Annotated in this window: 10 protein-coding genes; 5 read left to right on the top strand and 5 right to left on the bottom strand. The window is 70.6% G+C overall.

The window, feature by feature from the left end; genetic code table 11:
• Nucleotides 1–70: 70 nt before the first annotated feature.
• From RI138_RS04735 to RI138_RS04720, 4 genes are all read left to right on the top strand, one after another.
• Nucleotides 71–661, top strand: coding sequence for a DUF3090 domain-containing protein (locus RI138_RS04735; RefSeq protein ID WP_096630022.1), 591 nt, complete (start codon nt 71–73; stop codon nt 659–661).
• On the top strand, nt 625–1,473 hold the full coding sequence (locus RI138_RS04730; protein WP_311118884.1) for an SCO1664 family protein: 849 nt from the start codon (nt 625–627) through the stop codon (nt 1,471–1,473). Before RI138_RS04735 ends, RI138_RS04730 begins: the two co-directional genes overlap by 37 nt.
• A 267-nt stretch (nt 1,474–1,740) precedes the next feature.
• On the top strand, nt 1,741–2,970 hold the full coding sequence (gene mshC / locus RI138_RS04725) for a cysteine--1-D-myo-inosityl 2-amino-2-deoxy-alpha-D-glucopyranoside ligase (RefSeq protein WP_096630019.1): 1,230 nt from the start codon (nt 1,741–1,743) through the stop codon (nt 2,968–2,970).
• A gap of 113 nt (nt 2,971–3,083) precedes the next feature.
• On the top strand, nt 3,084–6,140 hold the full coding sequence (locus RI138_RS04720) for an NPCBM/NEW2 domain-containing protein (RefSeq protein ID WP_311118883.1): 3,057 nt from the start codon (nt 3,084–3,086) through the stop codon (nt 6,138–6,140).
• A 75-nt stretch (nt 6,141–6,215) separates the two neighbouring features.
• On the opposite strand, the gene RI138_RS04715 is transcribed toward RI138_RS04720, so the two are convergent.
• The 5 genes from RI138_RS04715 to RI138_RS04695 all read right to left on the bottom strand — a co-directional run bounded on the left by RI138_RS04715 (nt 6,216) and on the right by RI138_RS04695 (nt 12,740).
• Nucleotides 6,216–7,265 carry a PAC2 family protein gene (locus RI138_RS04715; RefSeq protein ID WP_311118882.1) on the bottom strand — a complete coding sequence of 350 codons (1,050 nt, stop codon included), beginning with the start codon at nt 7,263–7,265 and terminating at the stop codon, nt 6,216–6,218.
• A gap of 299 nt (nt 7,266–7,564) precedes the next feature.
• Complete coding sequence (locus RI138_RS04710; protein ID WP_096630014.1) at nt 7,565–9,175, bottom strand: glycerol-3-phosphate dehydrogenase/oxidase; 1,611 nt, start codon at nt 9,173–9,175, stop codon at nt 7,565–7,567.
• A gap of 15 nt (nt 9,176–9,190) precedes the next feature.
• A complete protein-coding gene (gene glpK, locus RI138_RS04705; RefSeq protein WP_311118881.1) occupies nt 9,191–10,735 on the bottom strand; it encodes a glycerol kinase GlpK in 1,545 nt (514 codons plus the stop codon).
• 79 nt (nt 10,736–10,814) lie between these two features.
• On the bottom strand, nt 10,815–11,606 hold the full coding sequence (locus RI138_RS04700) for an MIP/aquaporin family protein (protein WP_311118880.1): 792 nt from the start codon (nt 11,604–11,606) through the stop codon (nt 10,815–10,817).
• 369 nt (nt 11,607–11,975) lie between these two features.
• Nucleotides 11,976–12,740, bottom strand: a complete 765-nt coding sequence (locus tag RI138_RS04695) for an IclR family transcriptional regulator (protein WP_096630009.1) — start codon at nt 12,738–12,740, stop codon at nt 11,976–11,978.
• Between the two features lie 240 nt (nt 12,741–12,980).
• Here RI138_RS04695 and metH point away from each other — a divergent pair, with 240 nt between their 5' ends.
• Nucleotides 12,981–16,493 (top strand): methionine synthase, encoded by a 3,513-nt coding sequence (gene metH, locus RI138_RS04690; protein WP_311118879.1) that lies wholly within the window; start codon nt 12,981–12,983, stop codon nt 16,491–16,493.
• Nucleotides 16,494–16,552 lie beyond the last annotated feature (59 nt).

Here is a 16,552-nt window from a genome sequence, read left to right as displayed (position 1 = left end):
TCGCTAGGGGCAGTAGGGTGGACGCGCCGTAGCGCCGCCCCAACCACCACCGATCTCAAGGGAGCAGGACGTGTCCCGTCAGGTGTTCCTCTACGACCCGCCGGACCGATTCGTGGCCGGTACGGTCGGGTTGCCTGGCCGCCGTACGTTTTTCCTGCAGGCGTCCTCCCAGGGCCGGGTCACCAGCGTGGCCCTGGAGAAGACCCAGGTCGCCGCGCTCGCCGAGCGGATCGACGAGCTGCTCGACGAGGTCGTGCGCCGCACCGGGGGCAATTCCCCGGTCCCCGCCGTGGCCCCCGCCGACATCACCGACACCGCGCCCCTCGACGTGCCGGTCGAGGAGGAGTTCCGGGTCGGTACCATGGCCCTGGCCTGGGACGGCGAGGAACAGCGCATGATCGTCGAGGCACAGGCCCTCGTCGAGCTGGACGCCGACTCCGAGGACGACCTCGCGGAGGCCGAGGAGAAGCTCCTCCAGGACGAGGAGAACGGCCCGCCGATGCTCCGCGTCCGGCTCAGCGGCGCCCAGGCCCGCGCGTTCGCCAAGCGCGCCCTGGACGTCGTCAACGCCGGCCGCCCGCCGTGCCCGCTGTGCAGCCTGCCGCTGGATCCGGAAGGACACGTATGCCCGCGCCAGAACGGATACCGTCGCGGAGCCTGACCGACACCGACCTGCTCACCCTGCTCACCGAAGGCACGCTCACCGTGCTCGGGCAGGTCGGCGGGGCGTCGAACGCGGTGCTGCACTGCACGGTCGCGTACGAGGGCGAGGAGCGCACCTGCGCCTACAAGCCGGTCGCGGGGGAGCAGCCGCTGTGGGACTTCCCCGACGGGACGCTCGCCCAGCGCGAGGTCGCCGCGTACGAGATCTCCCGGGCCACCGGCTGGGACCTGGTGCCGCCCACCGTGCTGCGGGAGGGGCCGTACGGCGAGGGCATGTGCCAACTCTGGATCGACGCGCCCGGGCCCACCGAGTCCGACGACGGTGGACCGCCGCTGCTGGCACTGGTCGAGGGCGAGGAGCCGGGCGACGGCTGGAAGGCCGTGGGCTTCGCGGACGTGGGGGAGGGGAGGACCGCGCTGCTGGTGCACGCGGACGACCCCCGGCTGCGGCGGCTCGCGGTGCTGGACGCGGTGATCAACAACGGTGACCGCAAGGGCGGCCACCTGCTGTCGGCGCCCGGCGGGCGGCTGTACGGCATCGACCACGGGGTCACCTTCAACGCGGACGACAAGCTGCGCACCCTGCTGTGGGGCTGGGCGGGCGAGCCGCTGACCGACGAGGCGCTGCGGGTGCTGGGCCTGCTCGCCACGGATCTGGCGCCGGGGTCCGCCCTGGCCACCCGAATGGCGGAACTCATCACGCGGGCCGAGCTGGAGGCCCTGCGGGAGCGGGTCGCCGGGCTGGTCAGGAGCGCGGTGCACCCGCAGCCCAGCGGCCAGTGGCCGCCGATCCCGTGGCCGCCGGTCTAGGGCCTGTCTGACAATTCCCGTCTGCCTCACGACGCCATGCACGCACTTTCGCCGCATCCGGCCCCAGGCCCGAGTACGTCCAGTGCGAGGGCCTGGGGCCGGCACGCCGAAAGCACGCACCTGACGCCGCGCGGCCGCCCTTCGGGCGACGACGGGAATTGTCAGACAGGCCCTAGCGGCCCCCAGGGCTTCGCGCAAGAAGGCTTCTTCGGACAGGTTTCCGGATCCGGTTCGTATCCGGAAGCATCGTCCGGTTACGCTCATGACATGCATGCCTGGCCCGCTTCTGAGGTCCCCGCCCTGCCCGGCAAGGGCCGCGACCTTCGGATCCACGACACCGCGACCGGCGGACGGATCACCCTTGACCCCGGTCCCGTCGCCCGCATCTACGTCTGCGGCATCACGCCGTACGACGCGACCCACATGGGTCATGCGGCGACCTACAACGCGTTCGACCTCGTTCAGCGCGTGTGGCTCGACACCAAGCGGCAGGTTCACTACGTCCAGAACGTGACCGACGTGGACGATCCGCTGCTGGAGAGGGCCGTGCGCGACGGTCAGGACTGGACCGAGCTCGCGGAGCGCGAGACGGCGCTCTTCCGCGAGGACATGACGGCCCTGCGGATGCTGCCCCCTCGGCACTACATCGGCGCGGTCGAGGCTATACCGGGCATCGTGCCCCTCGTCGAACGCCTGAGGGACGCGGGCGCCGCCTACGACCTCGACGGCGATGTGTACTTCTCCGTCGACACCGACCCGCACTTCGGCGAGGTCTCCGGTCTCGACGCCGAGGCGATGCGGCTGCTTTCGGCCGAACGCGGCGGCGACCCGGAGCGCCCCGGCAAGAAGAACCCCCTCGACCCGATGCTCTGGATGGCCGCCCGCCCGGGCGAGCCGAGCTGGGACGGGGCCTCGCTCGGCGCGGGCCGCCCCGGCTGGCACATCGAGTGCGTCGCCATCGCGCTCGACCATCTCGGCATGGGCTTCGACGTTCAGGGCGGCGGCTCCGACCTCGCCTTCCCGCACCACGAGATGGGCGCCTCCCACGCCCATGCGCTGACCGGCGAGCACCCGTTCGCCAAGGCGTACGTCCACGCGGGCATGGTCGGCCTGCACGGCGAGAAGATGTCCAAGTCGCGCGGGAACCTGGTCTTCGTCTCGGCGCTGCGCCGCGAGGGCGTGGACCCGGCGGCCATCCGGCTGTCGCTGCTCTCGCACCACTACCGCTCCGACTGGGAGTGGACCGACCAGGTGCTGGCCGACGCCGTCGAGCGCCTCGCGCGCTGGCGGGCCGCCGTCTCACGCCCCGACGGGCCGTCCGCCGACGCGCTGGTCGAGGAGGTTCGCGCGGCCCTGGCCGACGATCTGGACAGCCCCGCGGCGCTCGCCGCGGTGGACCGCTGGGCTGCGCTCCAGGGCGCGGAGGGCGGCACGGACGAGGGTGCGCCCGGCCTTGTGTCGCGTACGGTCGACGCCCTGCTGGGGGTCGCGCTGTAGGGGCGTGAACGCTCCCCCGACTGCCTGGACCGGTCTCGGACTTCTCTACGAAGTTCGGGGCCGGTTCCCTTTTGTCCGTGGTCATCTGCTCGAAGTTGCGCTAAAAGCTCATCATGCAAACATCAACGCGCATGAGAGCGGCAGCGGTTGCTGCCCTGCTCGGACTGGTCGCGGTCCTCACGGGACCCGGCGGGGCCCGCGCCGACGGGGCCCCGCCGGAGACCACGGAGACCACCACCGTCGGGGACGTGACCGGATTCCGGGCGGACGGGGCGGTCTACCGGCTCAGCGCCGGGCCCGCCGAGGCCCGGGTCAGCTTCGTCTCCGCGGAGACCTTCCGCATCGAGCTGGCCCCCGACGGCGAGTTCACCGACCCCACCGGCGACGACATCGTCCTGCCCCAGGGCAAGGAGCCCCGCACCCGCTGGAAGGACCGCGGCGACCGCTACGAGCTGTCGACGAGCGAGGTCACCCTGCGGGCCTACAAGAAGCCGCTGCGCTTCGCCCTGCACCGGGCCGACGGCAGCCGGATCTGGTCCGAGGCCAAGGGGCTGAGCTGGACCGGCGAGAAGACCGTCCAGACCTTGGCCCGGGGCGCCGGTGAGCAGTTCTACGGGGCCGGGATGCAGAACGGCCGCGGCAACACCTCCCACCGCGACAAGACCGTCGAGGTCGCCGTCGACTACAACTGGGACGACGGCGGGCACCCCAACTCCGTACCCTTCTACCTCTCCTCGGCCGGCTACGGCGTCTTCCGCAACACCTACGCCCCGGGCACCTACGCCTTCACCGACCCGGTGACGACCAGTGCGAAGGAACAGCGCTTCGACGCCTACTACTTCACGGGCGACGGGGCCAAGGACGTCATCGGCCAGTACACCGACCTCACCGGCAAACCCTTCCTGCCGCCCATCTACGGCATGGAGACCGGCGACGCCGACTGCTACCTCCACAACGCCAACCGGGGCGAGCGCCGCACCCTGGACGCGCTGAAGGTCGCCGACGGTTACGTCGAGAACGACATGCCCAACGGCTGGATGCTGGTCAACGACGGCTACGGCTGCGGCTACGAGGACCTGGAGGAGACCGCCCAGGGCCTGAAGGAACGCAAGATGGAGCTCGGCCTGTGGACCGAGGACGGCATCGAGAACCTCGGCGCCCAGGTGAGGGCCGGGCAGCGGGTCGCCAAGCTGGACGTCGCCTGGGTCGGCCCGGGCTACAAGTTCGCCCTGGACGCCTGCAAGGACGCCTACCAGGGCATCGAGGACCACAGTGACGCCCGGGGCTTCACCTGGGCGCCGGAGAGCTGGGCGGGCGCACAGCGCTGCGGAGTCCAGTGGTCCGGCGACCAGGCCGGCAGCTGGGAGTACATCCGCTGGCAGATCCCCACCTACGCGGGCGCGACCATGTCCGGACTCGCCTACACCACGGGCGACATCGACGGCATCTTCGGCGGCAGCGCCAAGACGTACACGCGCGACCTCCAGTGGAAGATGTTCCTCGGCACGACGATGACCATGGACGGCTGGGCCCCCATGGACAAGCAGCCCTTCCGCCACGGGGAGCCGTACACCTCCATCAACCGTGACTACCTCAAGCTCAAGGAGTCGCTGCTGCCGTACCAGTACAGCTACGCCCACGAGGCGACCAAGACCGGCGTCGGGCTGGTCCGCCCGCTGGTCCTCGAATACCCGGACGACCCGAAGGCCTCGACGGAGGCCGCGAAGTACGAATTCCTCTCCGGCGAGCACTTCCTCGTCGCACCCGTCTACCAGGACACCACCGAGCGCAAGGGCATCTACCTCCCCAAGGGCACCTGGATCGACTACTGGAGCGGCCGCACCTACGAGGGCCCCACCACCATCGACACCTACGGCGCCCCGCTCGACACCCTGCCGCTGTTCGTGAAGGCGGGCGCGGCGGTCCCGATGTGGCCCGGCATCCGCTCCTACCGCGACCGCACCGCCGACTCCCCGCTCGCCTGGGACGTCTACCCGCAGGGCAACAGCTCCTTCACCCTGTACGAGGACGACGGCGTCACCCGGCAGCACCGCGACGGCAAGTACGCCACCCAGCGCGCCGACGTCAGGGCCCCCGTGCGCGGCGAGGGCCACGTCTCCGTCACGATCAACAAGAGCCGGGGGAGCTTCACCGGCAAACAGGCAGCCCGCCCCTACGAGTTCACCGTCCACACCGGCTCCGAGCCCCGCGCGGTGAAGCTGGGCCGCGCCCTTCCGGAGCTGGGTTCACGAAGCGCGTACGAAAAGGCCCGGCAGGGCTGGTGGTACGACCGTGACGACCGGGGCGGCGTGGTGCACGTGAAGACCGCGCCCCTGAGCACCGCGAAGAAGTTCACCGTGAAGCTCCTCGGCACCAGCGCCGTCGGCGGCAGGCAGGCCGCCGCGGCCGCCGTCCTCGCCGCCCCCACCGGCCAGGAGGCCGGAGCGGGGACGCCCGGTGAGGTCCTGGTCGACGTGACCGCGGGCAGCGCCGACCTCACCGGCACCTCGGTCACCCTCCAGGTCCCTGAGGGCTGGCGGACCGTCACGGCGAAGGTGCCGGGGCGGATTCCGGCGGGCGCCACCCGGCGGGTCGCGGTCGAGGTCACCCCGGCGAAGGACGCCGAGGTGCGCGAGACCCGGCTCACCGCGCTCGCCCGCTACCGGGTCGCCGGAGAAGCCCGCAGCAGCCAACAGCGGCTCGCCGTCTCGGTGACTCCACCGCCGCCCACCGGCGAGGCCTGGGCGAGCGACCTGGTCTGGCTCTCGGAGACCAACGGCTACGGACCCGCCGAACGCGACCGCTCCAACGGGGAGTCCGGGGCGGAGGACGGCAATACGCTGACGCTCGCGGGCACCACGTACGAGAAGGGCATCGGCACCCACGCCGACTCCGACATCGCGATCCACCTCGGCGGCCGCTGCACCGCGTTCACCGCCGACGTGGGCATCGACGACGAGATCGACGGCTACGGGGAGGTCGCGTTCTCGGTGGAGGGCGACGGCAAGGTGCTGTGGACCTCACCGAAGCTGACCGGGGCCTCGGCGACCGTGCCGGTGGACGTGAGGCTCGACGGCGTACGCCAGGTGCGGCTGAAGGTCACCGACATCAACGGGTCCAAGACCGGGGACCACGGCGACTGGGCGGCGGCGAAGTTCCGCTGCGCCTGAGCCGCCGGAACGGCGAGGGCCCCGCACGGGATCAACTTCCGTGCGGGGCCCCGATGTTCGAACCCGAAGCCGGGGTCACTCCTCCTCCGGAGCGTCCCCCGAAGCCTCACCGGACGGGCCGCCGGGCCCCTGGTCGCCCCTGTCGCCCTTGTCGTCGGGGTTCCTGCCCCGCCCGGACTCCGGGCGCGGCGGCTTCGGCGGGCGGGTGCGGCCGCTGGAGGGGTCCCGCAGATAGGAGCCGTCCCCGGTCTCCGTCGCATGGCCGCCGGGACCCTGGCCGGGGCCGCCGTCCCGCCGCCGCAGATAGCGCTCGAACTCCCGGGCGATGGCCTCGCCGGACGCCTCGGGCAGCTCCGCGGTGTCCCGCGCCTCCTCCAGCGTCTGGACGTACTCCGCGACCTCGCTGTCCTCCGAGGCCAGCTGGTCCACGCCGAGCTGCCAGGCCCGCGCGTCCTCGGGCAGTTCGCCCAGCGGGATGCGCAGCCCGATCAGGTCCTCCAGCCGGTTCAGCAGGGCCAGTGTCGCCTTCGGGTTCGGAGGCTGCGACACGTAGTGCGGCACCGCCGCCCACAGGCTCACCGCAGGCACCCCCGCGTGTGTGCAGGCCTCCTGGAGGACGCCGACGATGCCGGTGGGGCCTTCGTAGCGCGTCTCCTCCAGGTCCATCGTCCGCGCCAGATCCGCATCGGAGGTGACCCCGCTCACCGGCACCGGCCGGGTGTGCGGGGTGTCGCCCAGCAACGCGCCCAGAATGACGACCATTTCGACGCCCAGCTCATGGGCGAAGCCGAGGATCTCGTTGCAGAACGAGCGCCAGCGCATCGACGGTTCGATCCCGCGCACCAGGACCAGGTCCCGGGGCTTGTCCCCGCCGACGCGCACCACGGAGAGCCGGGTCGTCGGCCAAGTGATCTTCCGCACCCCGCCGTCCAGCCACACCGTGGGCCGGTTGACCTGGAAGTCGTAGTAGTCCTCGGCGTCCAGCGCCGCGAACACCTCGCCCTTCCACTCCCGGTCCAGATGGCCGACCGCTGTCGAGGCGGCGTCCCCGGCGTCGTTCCAGCCCTCGAACGCGGCCACCATGACCGGGTCGATCAGCTCGGGCACCGACTCGAGCTCGATCACCCGGGCCTCCTTCCGATGTCTCCATACGTACGGAGCAACCTTACGGCGTCGGAGGCCTTCTGCCGCAGCCGTCTTGCACGGCCGGGTGAACCCTGCTCATTCGCTCCCGGAGCCCCGTTCGTCCGCTCGTCCCGGCCCGGCCCGAAGCCGTCGGCGGTGACCGCCCAAGAGCCGTGGCGGCAGTCCTCGTGCCGGCCGAGGATCTTGGGAGTGCTGTGCGTGCCGGGGCCCGTGGTCACGCCGACGGGGGCGGCTCCCGCTCGGAAGCCGCCCCCGTCCTCGTACCCGTGGGGGGTGGGTCAGTCCCGGTCCGCCAGCAGCTTCTCGACACCGTCGCGGACGTCGTCCGTGGCCAGACCGCGGATCGTCAGCGTGGTCCGGCGGCGCAGCACGTCGTCCGCCGTCTCGGCCCACTCGTGGTCGCGGGCGTAGGCGACCTGGGCCCAGATCTCCGGGGCGTCGGGGTGGACGCGCTCGGCCAGGGCCGGGTTCTCGTTCGCCAGGCGCGCGATGTCGAAGGCGAGCGAGCCGTAGTGCGTGGCCAGGTGCCGGGCGGTGTCCGGCGCCATCCGGGGGCCGGGGGCGGGGCCGTCGATCAGCAGCCGGTGCGCGACCGCGTTCGGGTTGGCGATCCCGGGCAGCGGCAGCTTCCTCGGCAGCCGGTTCATCGGCTCCATGTCCTCGGCCAGCGGGTGCCCAGGGAGGGCGGCCAGCTTGTTCATCACCGTACGGCCGATGTGGCGGAACGTCGTCCACTTGCCGCCCGCGACCGACAGCATCCCGCCGCGGCCCTCGGTCACGACCGTCTCGCGCTTGGCCTTGGAGGTGTCGCCGGGCCCGCCCGGCAGCACCCGCAGACCCGCGAAGGAGTATGTGATCAGATCGCGCGACAGCTGCTGGTCCTTGATCGAGAACGCCGCCTCGTCGAGGATCTGCGCGGTGTCGGCCTCGGTCACCGCGACATCCGCCGGATCGCCCTCGTACTCCTCGTCCGTCGTGCCGAGGAGCAGCATGTCCTCCCACGGCAGCGCGAAGGTGATGCGGTACTTGTCGATCGGGGTGGCCAGCGCCGCCCGCCACGGCCGGGTCCGCTTGAGGACTAGGTGGGCGCCCTTGGACAGACGTATGGAGGGGGCCGCGTTCGGGTCCTCCATCTTGCGGAGGTGGTCGACCCAGGGGCCGGTCGCGTTGAGCACGAGCCGGGCGTCGACGCCGAACTCGGTGCCGTCCGTGCTGTCCTTCAGCTCGGCGCCGGTGACCCGGCCCCGGGTGAAGCGCAGCCCGGTGACAGCCGCGTGGTTGAGGACGACCGCTCCCGCGTCGACGGCCGCGCGGACCGTCATCAGCGCCATGCGGGCGTCGTTCATCTGGTCGTCCCGGTAGACCGCGACGGCCTTGAGGTCGTCCGTACGCAGCTCGGGCACGTCACGCTGGGCCTTGGCCGGGGAGATGACGTGGCCGACGCCGTCGCCGAACGCGGAGAGCGCGGAGTAGGCGAAGACGCCCGCGCCGAGCTTGGCCGCACCGTGCGGGCCGCCCTTGTAGACGGGGAGGTAGAAGGTGAGCGGGTTGGCCAGGTGCGGGGCCACCTCGCGGGAGACCGCGCGCCGCTCGAAGTGGTTCTCGGCGACCAGCTTCACCGCGCCGGTCTGGAGGTAGCGCAGTCCGCCGTGGAGCAGCTTGGAGGAGGCGGAGGAGGTGGCGCCGGCGAAGTCACCGGCGTCCACCAGAGCCACCCGCAGCCCGGACTGCGCGGCATGCCAGGCGGTCGAGATACCCAGGATGCCGCCGCCGATGACCAGGAGGTCGTACGTGGCCCGGGACAGCTGGTCCCGGGTCTCGGCGCGGCTCGGCAGGGAGCCGGAGGCCGGGTGCGTTCCGAGGGCGGGAACGCTCTGCAGGGTGGTCATGGTGAATGCTCCTCGTCAGCTTTCTTCGTCCTCGATCCAGCCCATGGTCCGTTCGACGGCCTTGAGCCAGTTCTTGTACTCGCGGGCACGGGTGTCCGCGTCCATGCGGGGGGTCCACTCGGCGGCCCGGCGCCAGTTGGCGCGCAGCGCGTCGGTGTCCGGCCAGAAACCGACGGCGAGACCGGCGGCGTAGGCCGCGCCGAGGCAGGTGGTCTCGGCGACCATGGGCCGCACCACGGGTGCGTCCAGGAAGTCGGAGAGCGTCTGCATCAGCAGGTTGTTGGACGTCATGCCGCCGTCGACCTTGAGCGCGGCCAGCTCGACGCCGGAGTCCTTCGTCATGGCGTCGCTGATCTCGCGGGTCTGCCAGGCGGTGGCCTCCAGGACGGCACGGGCGATGTGCGCCTTGGTGACGTAGCGGGTGAGACCGGCGATGACGCCACGGGCGTCGGGCCGCCAGTAGGGGGCGAACAGACCGGAGAAGGCGGGCACGAAGTAGGCGCCGCCGTTGTCCTCGACCGAGGAGGCCAGCGTCTCGATCTCGGCGGCCGACTTGATCAGGCCCATCTGGTCGCGCATCCACTGCACCAGCGAACCGGTGACCGCGATGGAGCCCTCCAGCGCGTACACCGGGGGCTGGTCGCCGATCCGGTAGCCCACGGTGGTCAGCAGCCCGTTGTAGGAGTTCACCGGGGTGGAGCCGGTGTTCATCAGCATGAAGGTGCCGGTGCCGTACGTGGACTTGGCCTCGCCCTCGGCGAAACAGGTCTGGCCGAACAGGGCCGCCTGCTGGTCGCCCAGTGCGGAGGCGACCGGCACGCCGTCCAGGATGCCGCCCTTGGCGTTGCCGTAGACCTCGGCGGAGGAGCGGATCTCGGGGAGCACGGCGGCGGGGATGCCGATGGAGTGGAGGATCTTCTCGTCCCACGCCATGGTGTGCAGGTTCATCAGGAGGGTGCGCGAGGCGTTGGTGACGTCGGTGACATGGACGCCGCCGTCGGGGCCGCCGGTCAGGTTCCAGATGACCCAGGAGTCCATGGTGCCGAAGAGGATGTCGCCCGCCTCGGCGCGCTCCCGCAGCCCTTCGACGTTGTCGAGCAGCCAGCGGACCTTGGGCCCGGCGAAGTACGAGGCGAGCGGCAGCCCGGTCTCGCGGCGGAAGCGGTCCTGGCCGACATTGCGGCCGAGCTCCCTGCAGAGCGCGTCGGTGCGGGTGTCCTGCCAGACCAGTGCGTTGTGGACCGGCTCACCGGTGTTCTTGTCCCACATCAGCGTGGTCTCGCGCTGGTTGGTGATGCCGATCGCCTTGACGTCGGCGGAGGTGATGCCGGCCTTGACGATGGCCCCGGCGACGACCTCCTGGACGTTCTCCCAGATCTCGGTCGCGTCGTGCTCGACCCAGCCCGGCTTCGGGAAGATCTGCTCGTGCTCCTTCTGGTCGACGGAGACGATCCGGCCGTCCTTGTCGAAGACGATGCAGCGGCTGGAGGTGGTGCCCTGGTCGATGGCCGCGATGAACGGCCCGGTGCCGTGGGTGCCGGTCGTGTGTGCTTCGGTCACGGTGTGCTCCCGGAAGTCTGTGAAGTGATAGGGGTTACGGCGCTGATACCCGGCCTCGGGTCCGCGTCCCGGTCTCGGGTCAGGCGAAGGCGAGGTTGTAGAGCCCGCCGGCGAGCGCGCCGCCGATGAGCGGACCCACGATGGGTACCCACGCGTAGCCCCAGTCCGAACCACCCTTGTTCGGCAGCGGCAGCACCGCGTGCACGATGCGCGGTCCGAGGTCGCGGACCGGGTTGATGGCGTAGCCGGTGGGCCCGCCGAGGGAGAGGCCGATGCCGACGACCACCAGGGCGGTGATCAGGGCTCCGAGCGCGCCCAGACCGTTGCCCTCGTTGTTGAGGCCCTGGGTGAGGATGGCCAGGACCAGCACGACGGTGGCGATGACCTCGGTGACGACGTTCTGCACACTGTTGCGGATCTCGGGGCCGGTGGAGAAGATCCCGAGCACCGGTCCTGCCTTGGGGGCGGCGGTCTGGTCGACCATGCCCTCTTCCGTGCCCTTGGTGCCGATGATCTCCGGGTCGGTGAGGTGGGCGTGGAACTGCCCGTAGTACACCGCGTAGACCAGTACGGCGCCGATCATCGCGCCGAGCAGCTGGGAGCCGAGGTAGAGCGGCACGTCGCCCCACTCGGTGCCGCCCTTGACCGCGAGGCCGAGGGTGACCGCCGGGTTGAGGTGGGCGCCCGAGACGCCGCCGGCGAGATAGGCGCCGGTGAGTACGGCGAAACCCCACCCGAAGGTGATGGCCAGCCAGCCCGCGTTGCGGGCCTTCGAGTGCTTCAGTGTGACGGCGGCCACAACGCCGGCACCGAGCAGGATGAGTATGGCGGTACCGAAGGTCTCGCCGATGAAAATGTCGGAGCTGGACACCCGCGACTCCTTTGTCCTTCGTCCAGGGGAGAGCGGAACACCGGGTCCCTCCGGTGGTCCGCGCCCCAGATGGGTATCCACAAAGCGTGGGCAGCCCACCTGTAAGGGCTTGACCGGCCCTTGGCACTGTCACACCCTAACGCGTATTGCCGTTAGGCGTTCGACAATGCCGACCGTTGAACGGCAGTGTTTCCCCCGAGTGAAGGAAGCGTCAAGGGTTCTGTGGCGGAGGACTCGGTGCGCGACGCGATCGTTATCCGGCCCTTCGCGCGCGTGGGGCGCGTCGGTGTGCGCGGCGCAGTGGGCCCGGTGCGCGGGGTGCGGTGGGCGGTGGGTGGTGTGCGGGGCGTACGTGGCGGGCGAGGGCCCTCAGAAGCGCCCGGCGCCCAGGTCCCGGGAGACCGCGCGGGCGCAGTCCCGTACGGCCGCGATCAGCTCGGGCCGCAGCGTCCCGTCCGGGGCCACCCGCTCCACCGCACCCGTCACGGCGACCGCGCCCACCGGCATCCTGCGCCGGTCGTGCACGGGGGCGGCGACGGCGGCCACGCCCTCCCAGGTCTCCTCCGCGTCGGCGGCCCAGCCCTGGGCCCGGATCAGGTCGAGCATCGCCTCGAACTCGTCGGCGGTGGTGACGGTGCGCCCGGTGAAGGAGCGCCGCTCCGCCTCCATGACCTCGCTGTGGGCCACCGGGTCGTAGGCGGACAGCACCTTGCCCAGCGCCGTGGAGTGCAGCGGCTGCATCGCCCCCACCTCCAGTACCTGGCGGCTGTCGTCGGGCCGGAAGACGTGGTGGATGATCAGGACGCCGTGCTGGTGCAACACCCCGAGGTGGACGCTCTCGCCGCTGGAGCGGGCCAGGTCGTCCGTCCAGACCAGGGCACGCGCCCGCAGCTCGTGGACGTCCAGATAGCTGTTGCCCAGTCGCAGCAGCTCCGCGCCGAGCTGATAGCGCCCCGACGCCGCGTCCTGCTCGACGAACCCCTCCAGCTGGAGGGTGCGCAGAATGCCGTGCGCGGTGCCCTTGGCCAGCCCCAGCGACGAGGCGATGTCGGAGAGCCCGAGCCGGCGCTCGCCGCCCGCCAGCAGACGCAGCATCGCGGCCGCCCGCTCCAGCGACTGGATGTTCTTGGCCATCGCGCCGTACTCCTCCACCTCGGTTCGACAATGCTGAACACTATCGGTCGATGCCGACCTATGCCTGACTCCGGGGGAAAGTCTCCGCCACTGGGCCACACGTGCAGCACCCCGCACAGCATGCAGTCCGCCCCATGGACGCCCTGACCGCCCGGGGTGCCATCCGGCTAGGCTGGCGTCGTGCGCCTTCCCCAAGAAGGACGCAAAGCCGACAGCCGTCGCATCCCTGGGAGATCATCCATGGCCTCGTTGCCGACATCCGCCGCCGACAGCCGGACCCGAGCAGACGCCCTCCGAGAGGCACTCGCCACCCGCGTGGTGGTGGCCGACGGGGCGATGGGAACCATGCTCCAGGCCCAGGACCCCACACTTGAGGACTTCGAGAACCTCGAAGGCTGCAACGAGATCCTGAACATCACGCGTCCGGACATCGTGCGTTCGGTCCACGAGGAGTACTTCGCGGTCGGTGTGGACTGCGTGGAGACGAACACCTTCGGGACGAACTACGCGGCGCTCGCGGAGTACGACATCCCGGAGCGGGTGTACGAGCTGGCCGAGGCGGGTGCGCGGATCGCGCGTGAGGTGGCGGACGAGTTCACGGCCTCGACCGGACAGCAGCGCTGGGTGCTGGGCTCGATGGGTCCGGGCACGAAGCTCCCCACCCTGGGCCACGCCCCCTACATCACCCTCCGTGACGCCTACCAGCAGAACGCCGAGGGCATGATCGCGGGCGGCGCCGACGCCATCCTGGTGGAGACGACCCAGGACCTGCTCCAGACCAAGGCCTCGGTCATCGGAGCCCGGCGCGCCATGGAGGCCACCGGCCTCACTCTCCCGCTGATCTGCTCGGTCACGGTCGAGACGACGGGGACGATGCTCCTCGGCTCGGAGATCGGTGCGGCGCTGACGGCCCTGGAGCCGCTGGGCATCGACATGATCGGCCTGAACTGCGCGACCGGTCCGGCCGAGATGAGCGAGCACCTGCGCTACCTGGCCCGGCACTCCCGTATCCCGCTCTCCTGCATGCCGAACGCCGGTCTGCCGGTCCTCGGGAAGAACGGTGCGCACTATCCGCTGGGTCCGGCCGAGCTGGCGGACGCCCAGGAGACCTTCGTCCACGAGTACGGACTCTCGCTGGTCGGTGGCTGCTGCGGTACGACGCCGGAGCACCTGCGCCAGGTCGTGGAGCGGGTCCGGGACCTGACGCCCGCGGTCCGCCGGCCGCGCCCGGAGCCGGGTGCCGCCTCGCTGTACCAGACCGTGCCCTTCCGGCAGGACACGTCGTACCTCGCCATCGGTGAGCGGACGAACGCCAACGGCTCCAAGAAGTTCCGCGAGGCGATGCTGGAGGCGCGCTGGGACGACTGCGTGGAGATGGCGCGGGACCAGATCCGTGAGGGCGCGCACATGCTCGACCTGTGCGTCGACTACGTCGGCCGTGACGGCGTCGCCGACATGGCGGAGCTGGCGGGCCGTTTCGCCACCGCCTCCACCCTGCCCATCGTGCTGGACTCCACCGAGCTGGACGTGCTGCGCGCCGGCCTGGAGAAGCTGGGCGGGCGTGCGGTGCTGAACTCGGTGAACTACGAGGATGGCGACGGCCCTGAGTCGAGGTTCGCGCAGGTCAGCGCATTGGCCTCGGAGCACGGCGCCGCTTTGATCGCGTTGACGATCGACGAGGAGGGCCAGGCCCGCACCGTCGAGCACAAGGTCGCCATCGCCGAGCGGCTGATCGCCGACCTCACCACGAACTGGGGCATTCACGAGTCGGACATCCTCATCGACACGCTGACGTTCACGATCTGCACGGGTCAGGAGGAGTCGCGGGGCGACGGCATCGCGACGATCGGGGCGATCCGCGAACTCAAGAAGCGCCACCCCGACGTCCAGACCACGCTGGGCCTCTCCAACATCTCCTTCGGCCTGAACCCGGCCGCCCGGGTGGTGCTGAACTCCGTCTTCCTCGACGAGTGCGTGAAGGCGGGCCTGGACTCCGCGATCGTGCACGCCTCGAAGATCCTGCCGATCGCCCGGCTGGAGGAGGAGCAGGTCAAGGTGGCCCTCGACCTGATCTACGACCGCCGTGCCGAGGGCTATGACCCCCTCCAGAAGCTGATGGAGCTGTTCGAGGGCGTCAACATGAAGTCGATGAAGGCGGGCAAGGCCGAGGAGCTCCTCGCCCTCCCGCTGGACGAGCGGCTTCAGCGGCGGATCATCGATGGGGAGAAGAACGGTCTGGAGGCCGACCTCGACGAAGCCCTTGCGGACACCCCGGCTCTCGACATCGTCAACAACACCCTCCTGGAGGGCATGAAGGTGGTCGGGGAGCTGTTCGGCTCCGGCCAGATGCAGCTGCCCTTCGTCCTCCAGTCGGCGGAGGTGATGAAGAGCGCCGTGGCGTATCTGGAGCCGCACATGGAGAAGACCGATGACGACGGCAAGGGCACGATCGTGCTGGCCACCGTCCGGGGCGATGTGCACGACATCGGGAAGAACCTCGTCGACATCATCCTGTCCAACAACGGCTACAACGTCGTGAACCTCGGGATCAAGCAGCCGGTATCGGCGATCCTGGAGGCGGCCGAGGAGCACCGGGCCGATGTGATCGGGATGTCGGGTCTGCTGGTGAAGTCGACGGTGATCATGAAGGAGAACCTTCAGGAGCTCAACCAGCGCAACATGGCCGCCGACTACCCCGTCATCCTCGGCGGCGCCGCCCTCACCCGGGCCTACGTCGAGCAGGACCTCCACGAGATCTACGAGGGCGAAGTCCGTTACGCCCGTGACGCCTTCGAGGGCCTGCGCCTGATGGACGCGCTGATCGCCGTCAAGCGCGGAGTCCCCGGCGCCACCCTCCCCGAACTCAAGCAGCGCCGGGTGCCGAAGCGGGATGTCCCGGTGATCGAGGTCGAGGAGCAGGAGGAGGGTGTCCGCTCGGACGTCTCCGTCACCAACCCGGTGCCCGAGCCCCCGTTCTGGGGGACCAGGGTCGTCAAGGGCATCCAGCTCAAGGAGTACGCCTCCTGGCTCGACGAGGGCGCCCTGTTCAAGGGCCAGTGGGGCCTGAAGCAGGCCCGTACCGGCGACGGACCGACGTACGAGGAGCTGGTGGAGACCGAGGGCCGCCCGCATCTGCGCGGCTGGCTCGACAAGCTCCACACCGAGAACATGCTGGAGGCGGCCGTCGTCTACGGCTACTTCCCGTGCGTTTCCAAGGGTGACGACCTGATCCTGCTGCACGAGGACGGCTCGGAGCGCACCCGCTTCACCTTCCCCCGCCAGCGCCGCGGCCGCCGGCTCTGCCTCGCGGACTTCTTCCGGCCGGAGGAGTCCGGGGAGCGGGACGTCATCGGCCTCCAGGTCGTCACCGTCGGCTCGAAGATCGGGGAAGCCACCGCCGAACTCTTCGCCGCCAACTCCTACCGCGACTACCTCGAACTCCACGGCCTGTCCGTCCAGCTCGCCGAAGCCCTGGCCGAGTACTGGCACGCCCGGGTCCGCGGCGAGCTCGGTTTCGGCGGGGAGGACCCGGCGGACGTCGAGGACATGTTCGCGCTGAAGTACCGGGGTGCGCGGTTCTCCCTCGGTTACGGAGCGTGCCCCGACCTGGAGGACCGGGCCAAGATCGCGGACCTGCTCCAGCCGGAGCGCATCGGCGTCCACCTCTCCGAGGAGTTCCAGCTCCACCCGGAACAGTCCACCGACGCCATCGTCATCCACCACCCCGAGGCGAAGTACTTCAACGCCCGGTAGAGCGGTGCTCACCGCCCGTTGCCGCGCCCTTCGCGCGCCGTAGCCGGACACGTCGTACA

It is taken from the genome of Streptomyces durocortorensis (genome assembly GCF_031760065.1).
Taxonomy (GTDB): domain Bacteria; phylum Actinomycetota; class Actinomycetes; order Streptomycetales; family Streptomycetaceae; genus Streptomyces.
Note: the sequence above shows the minus strand (reverse complement) of the source record. Positions and strands in the feature narration are given on the sequence as shown.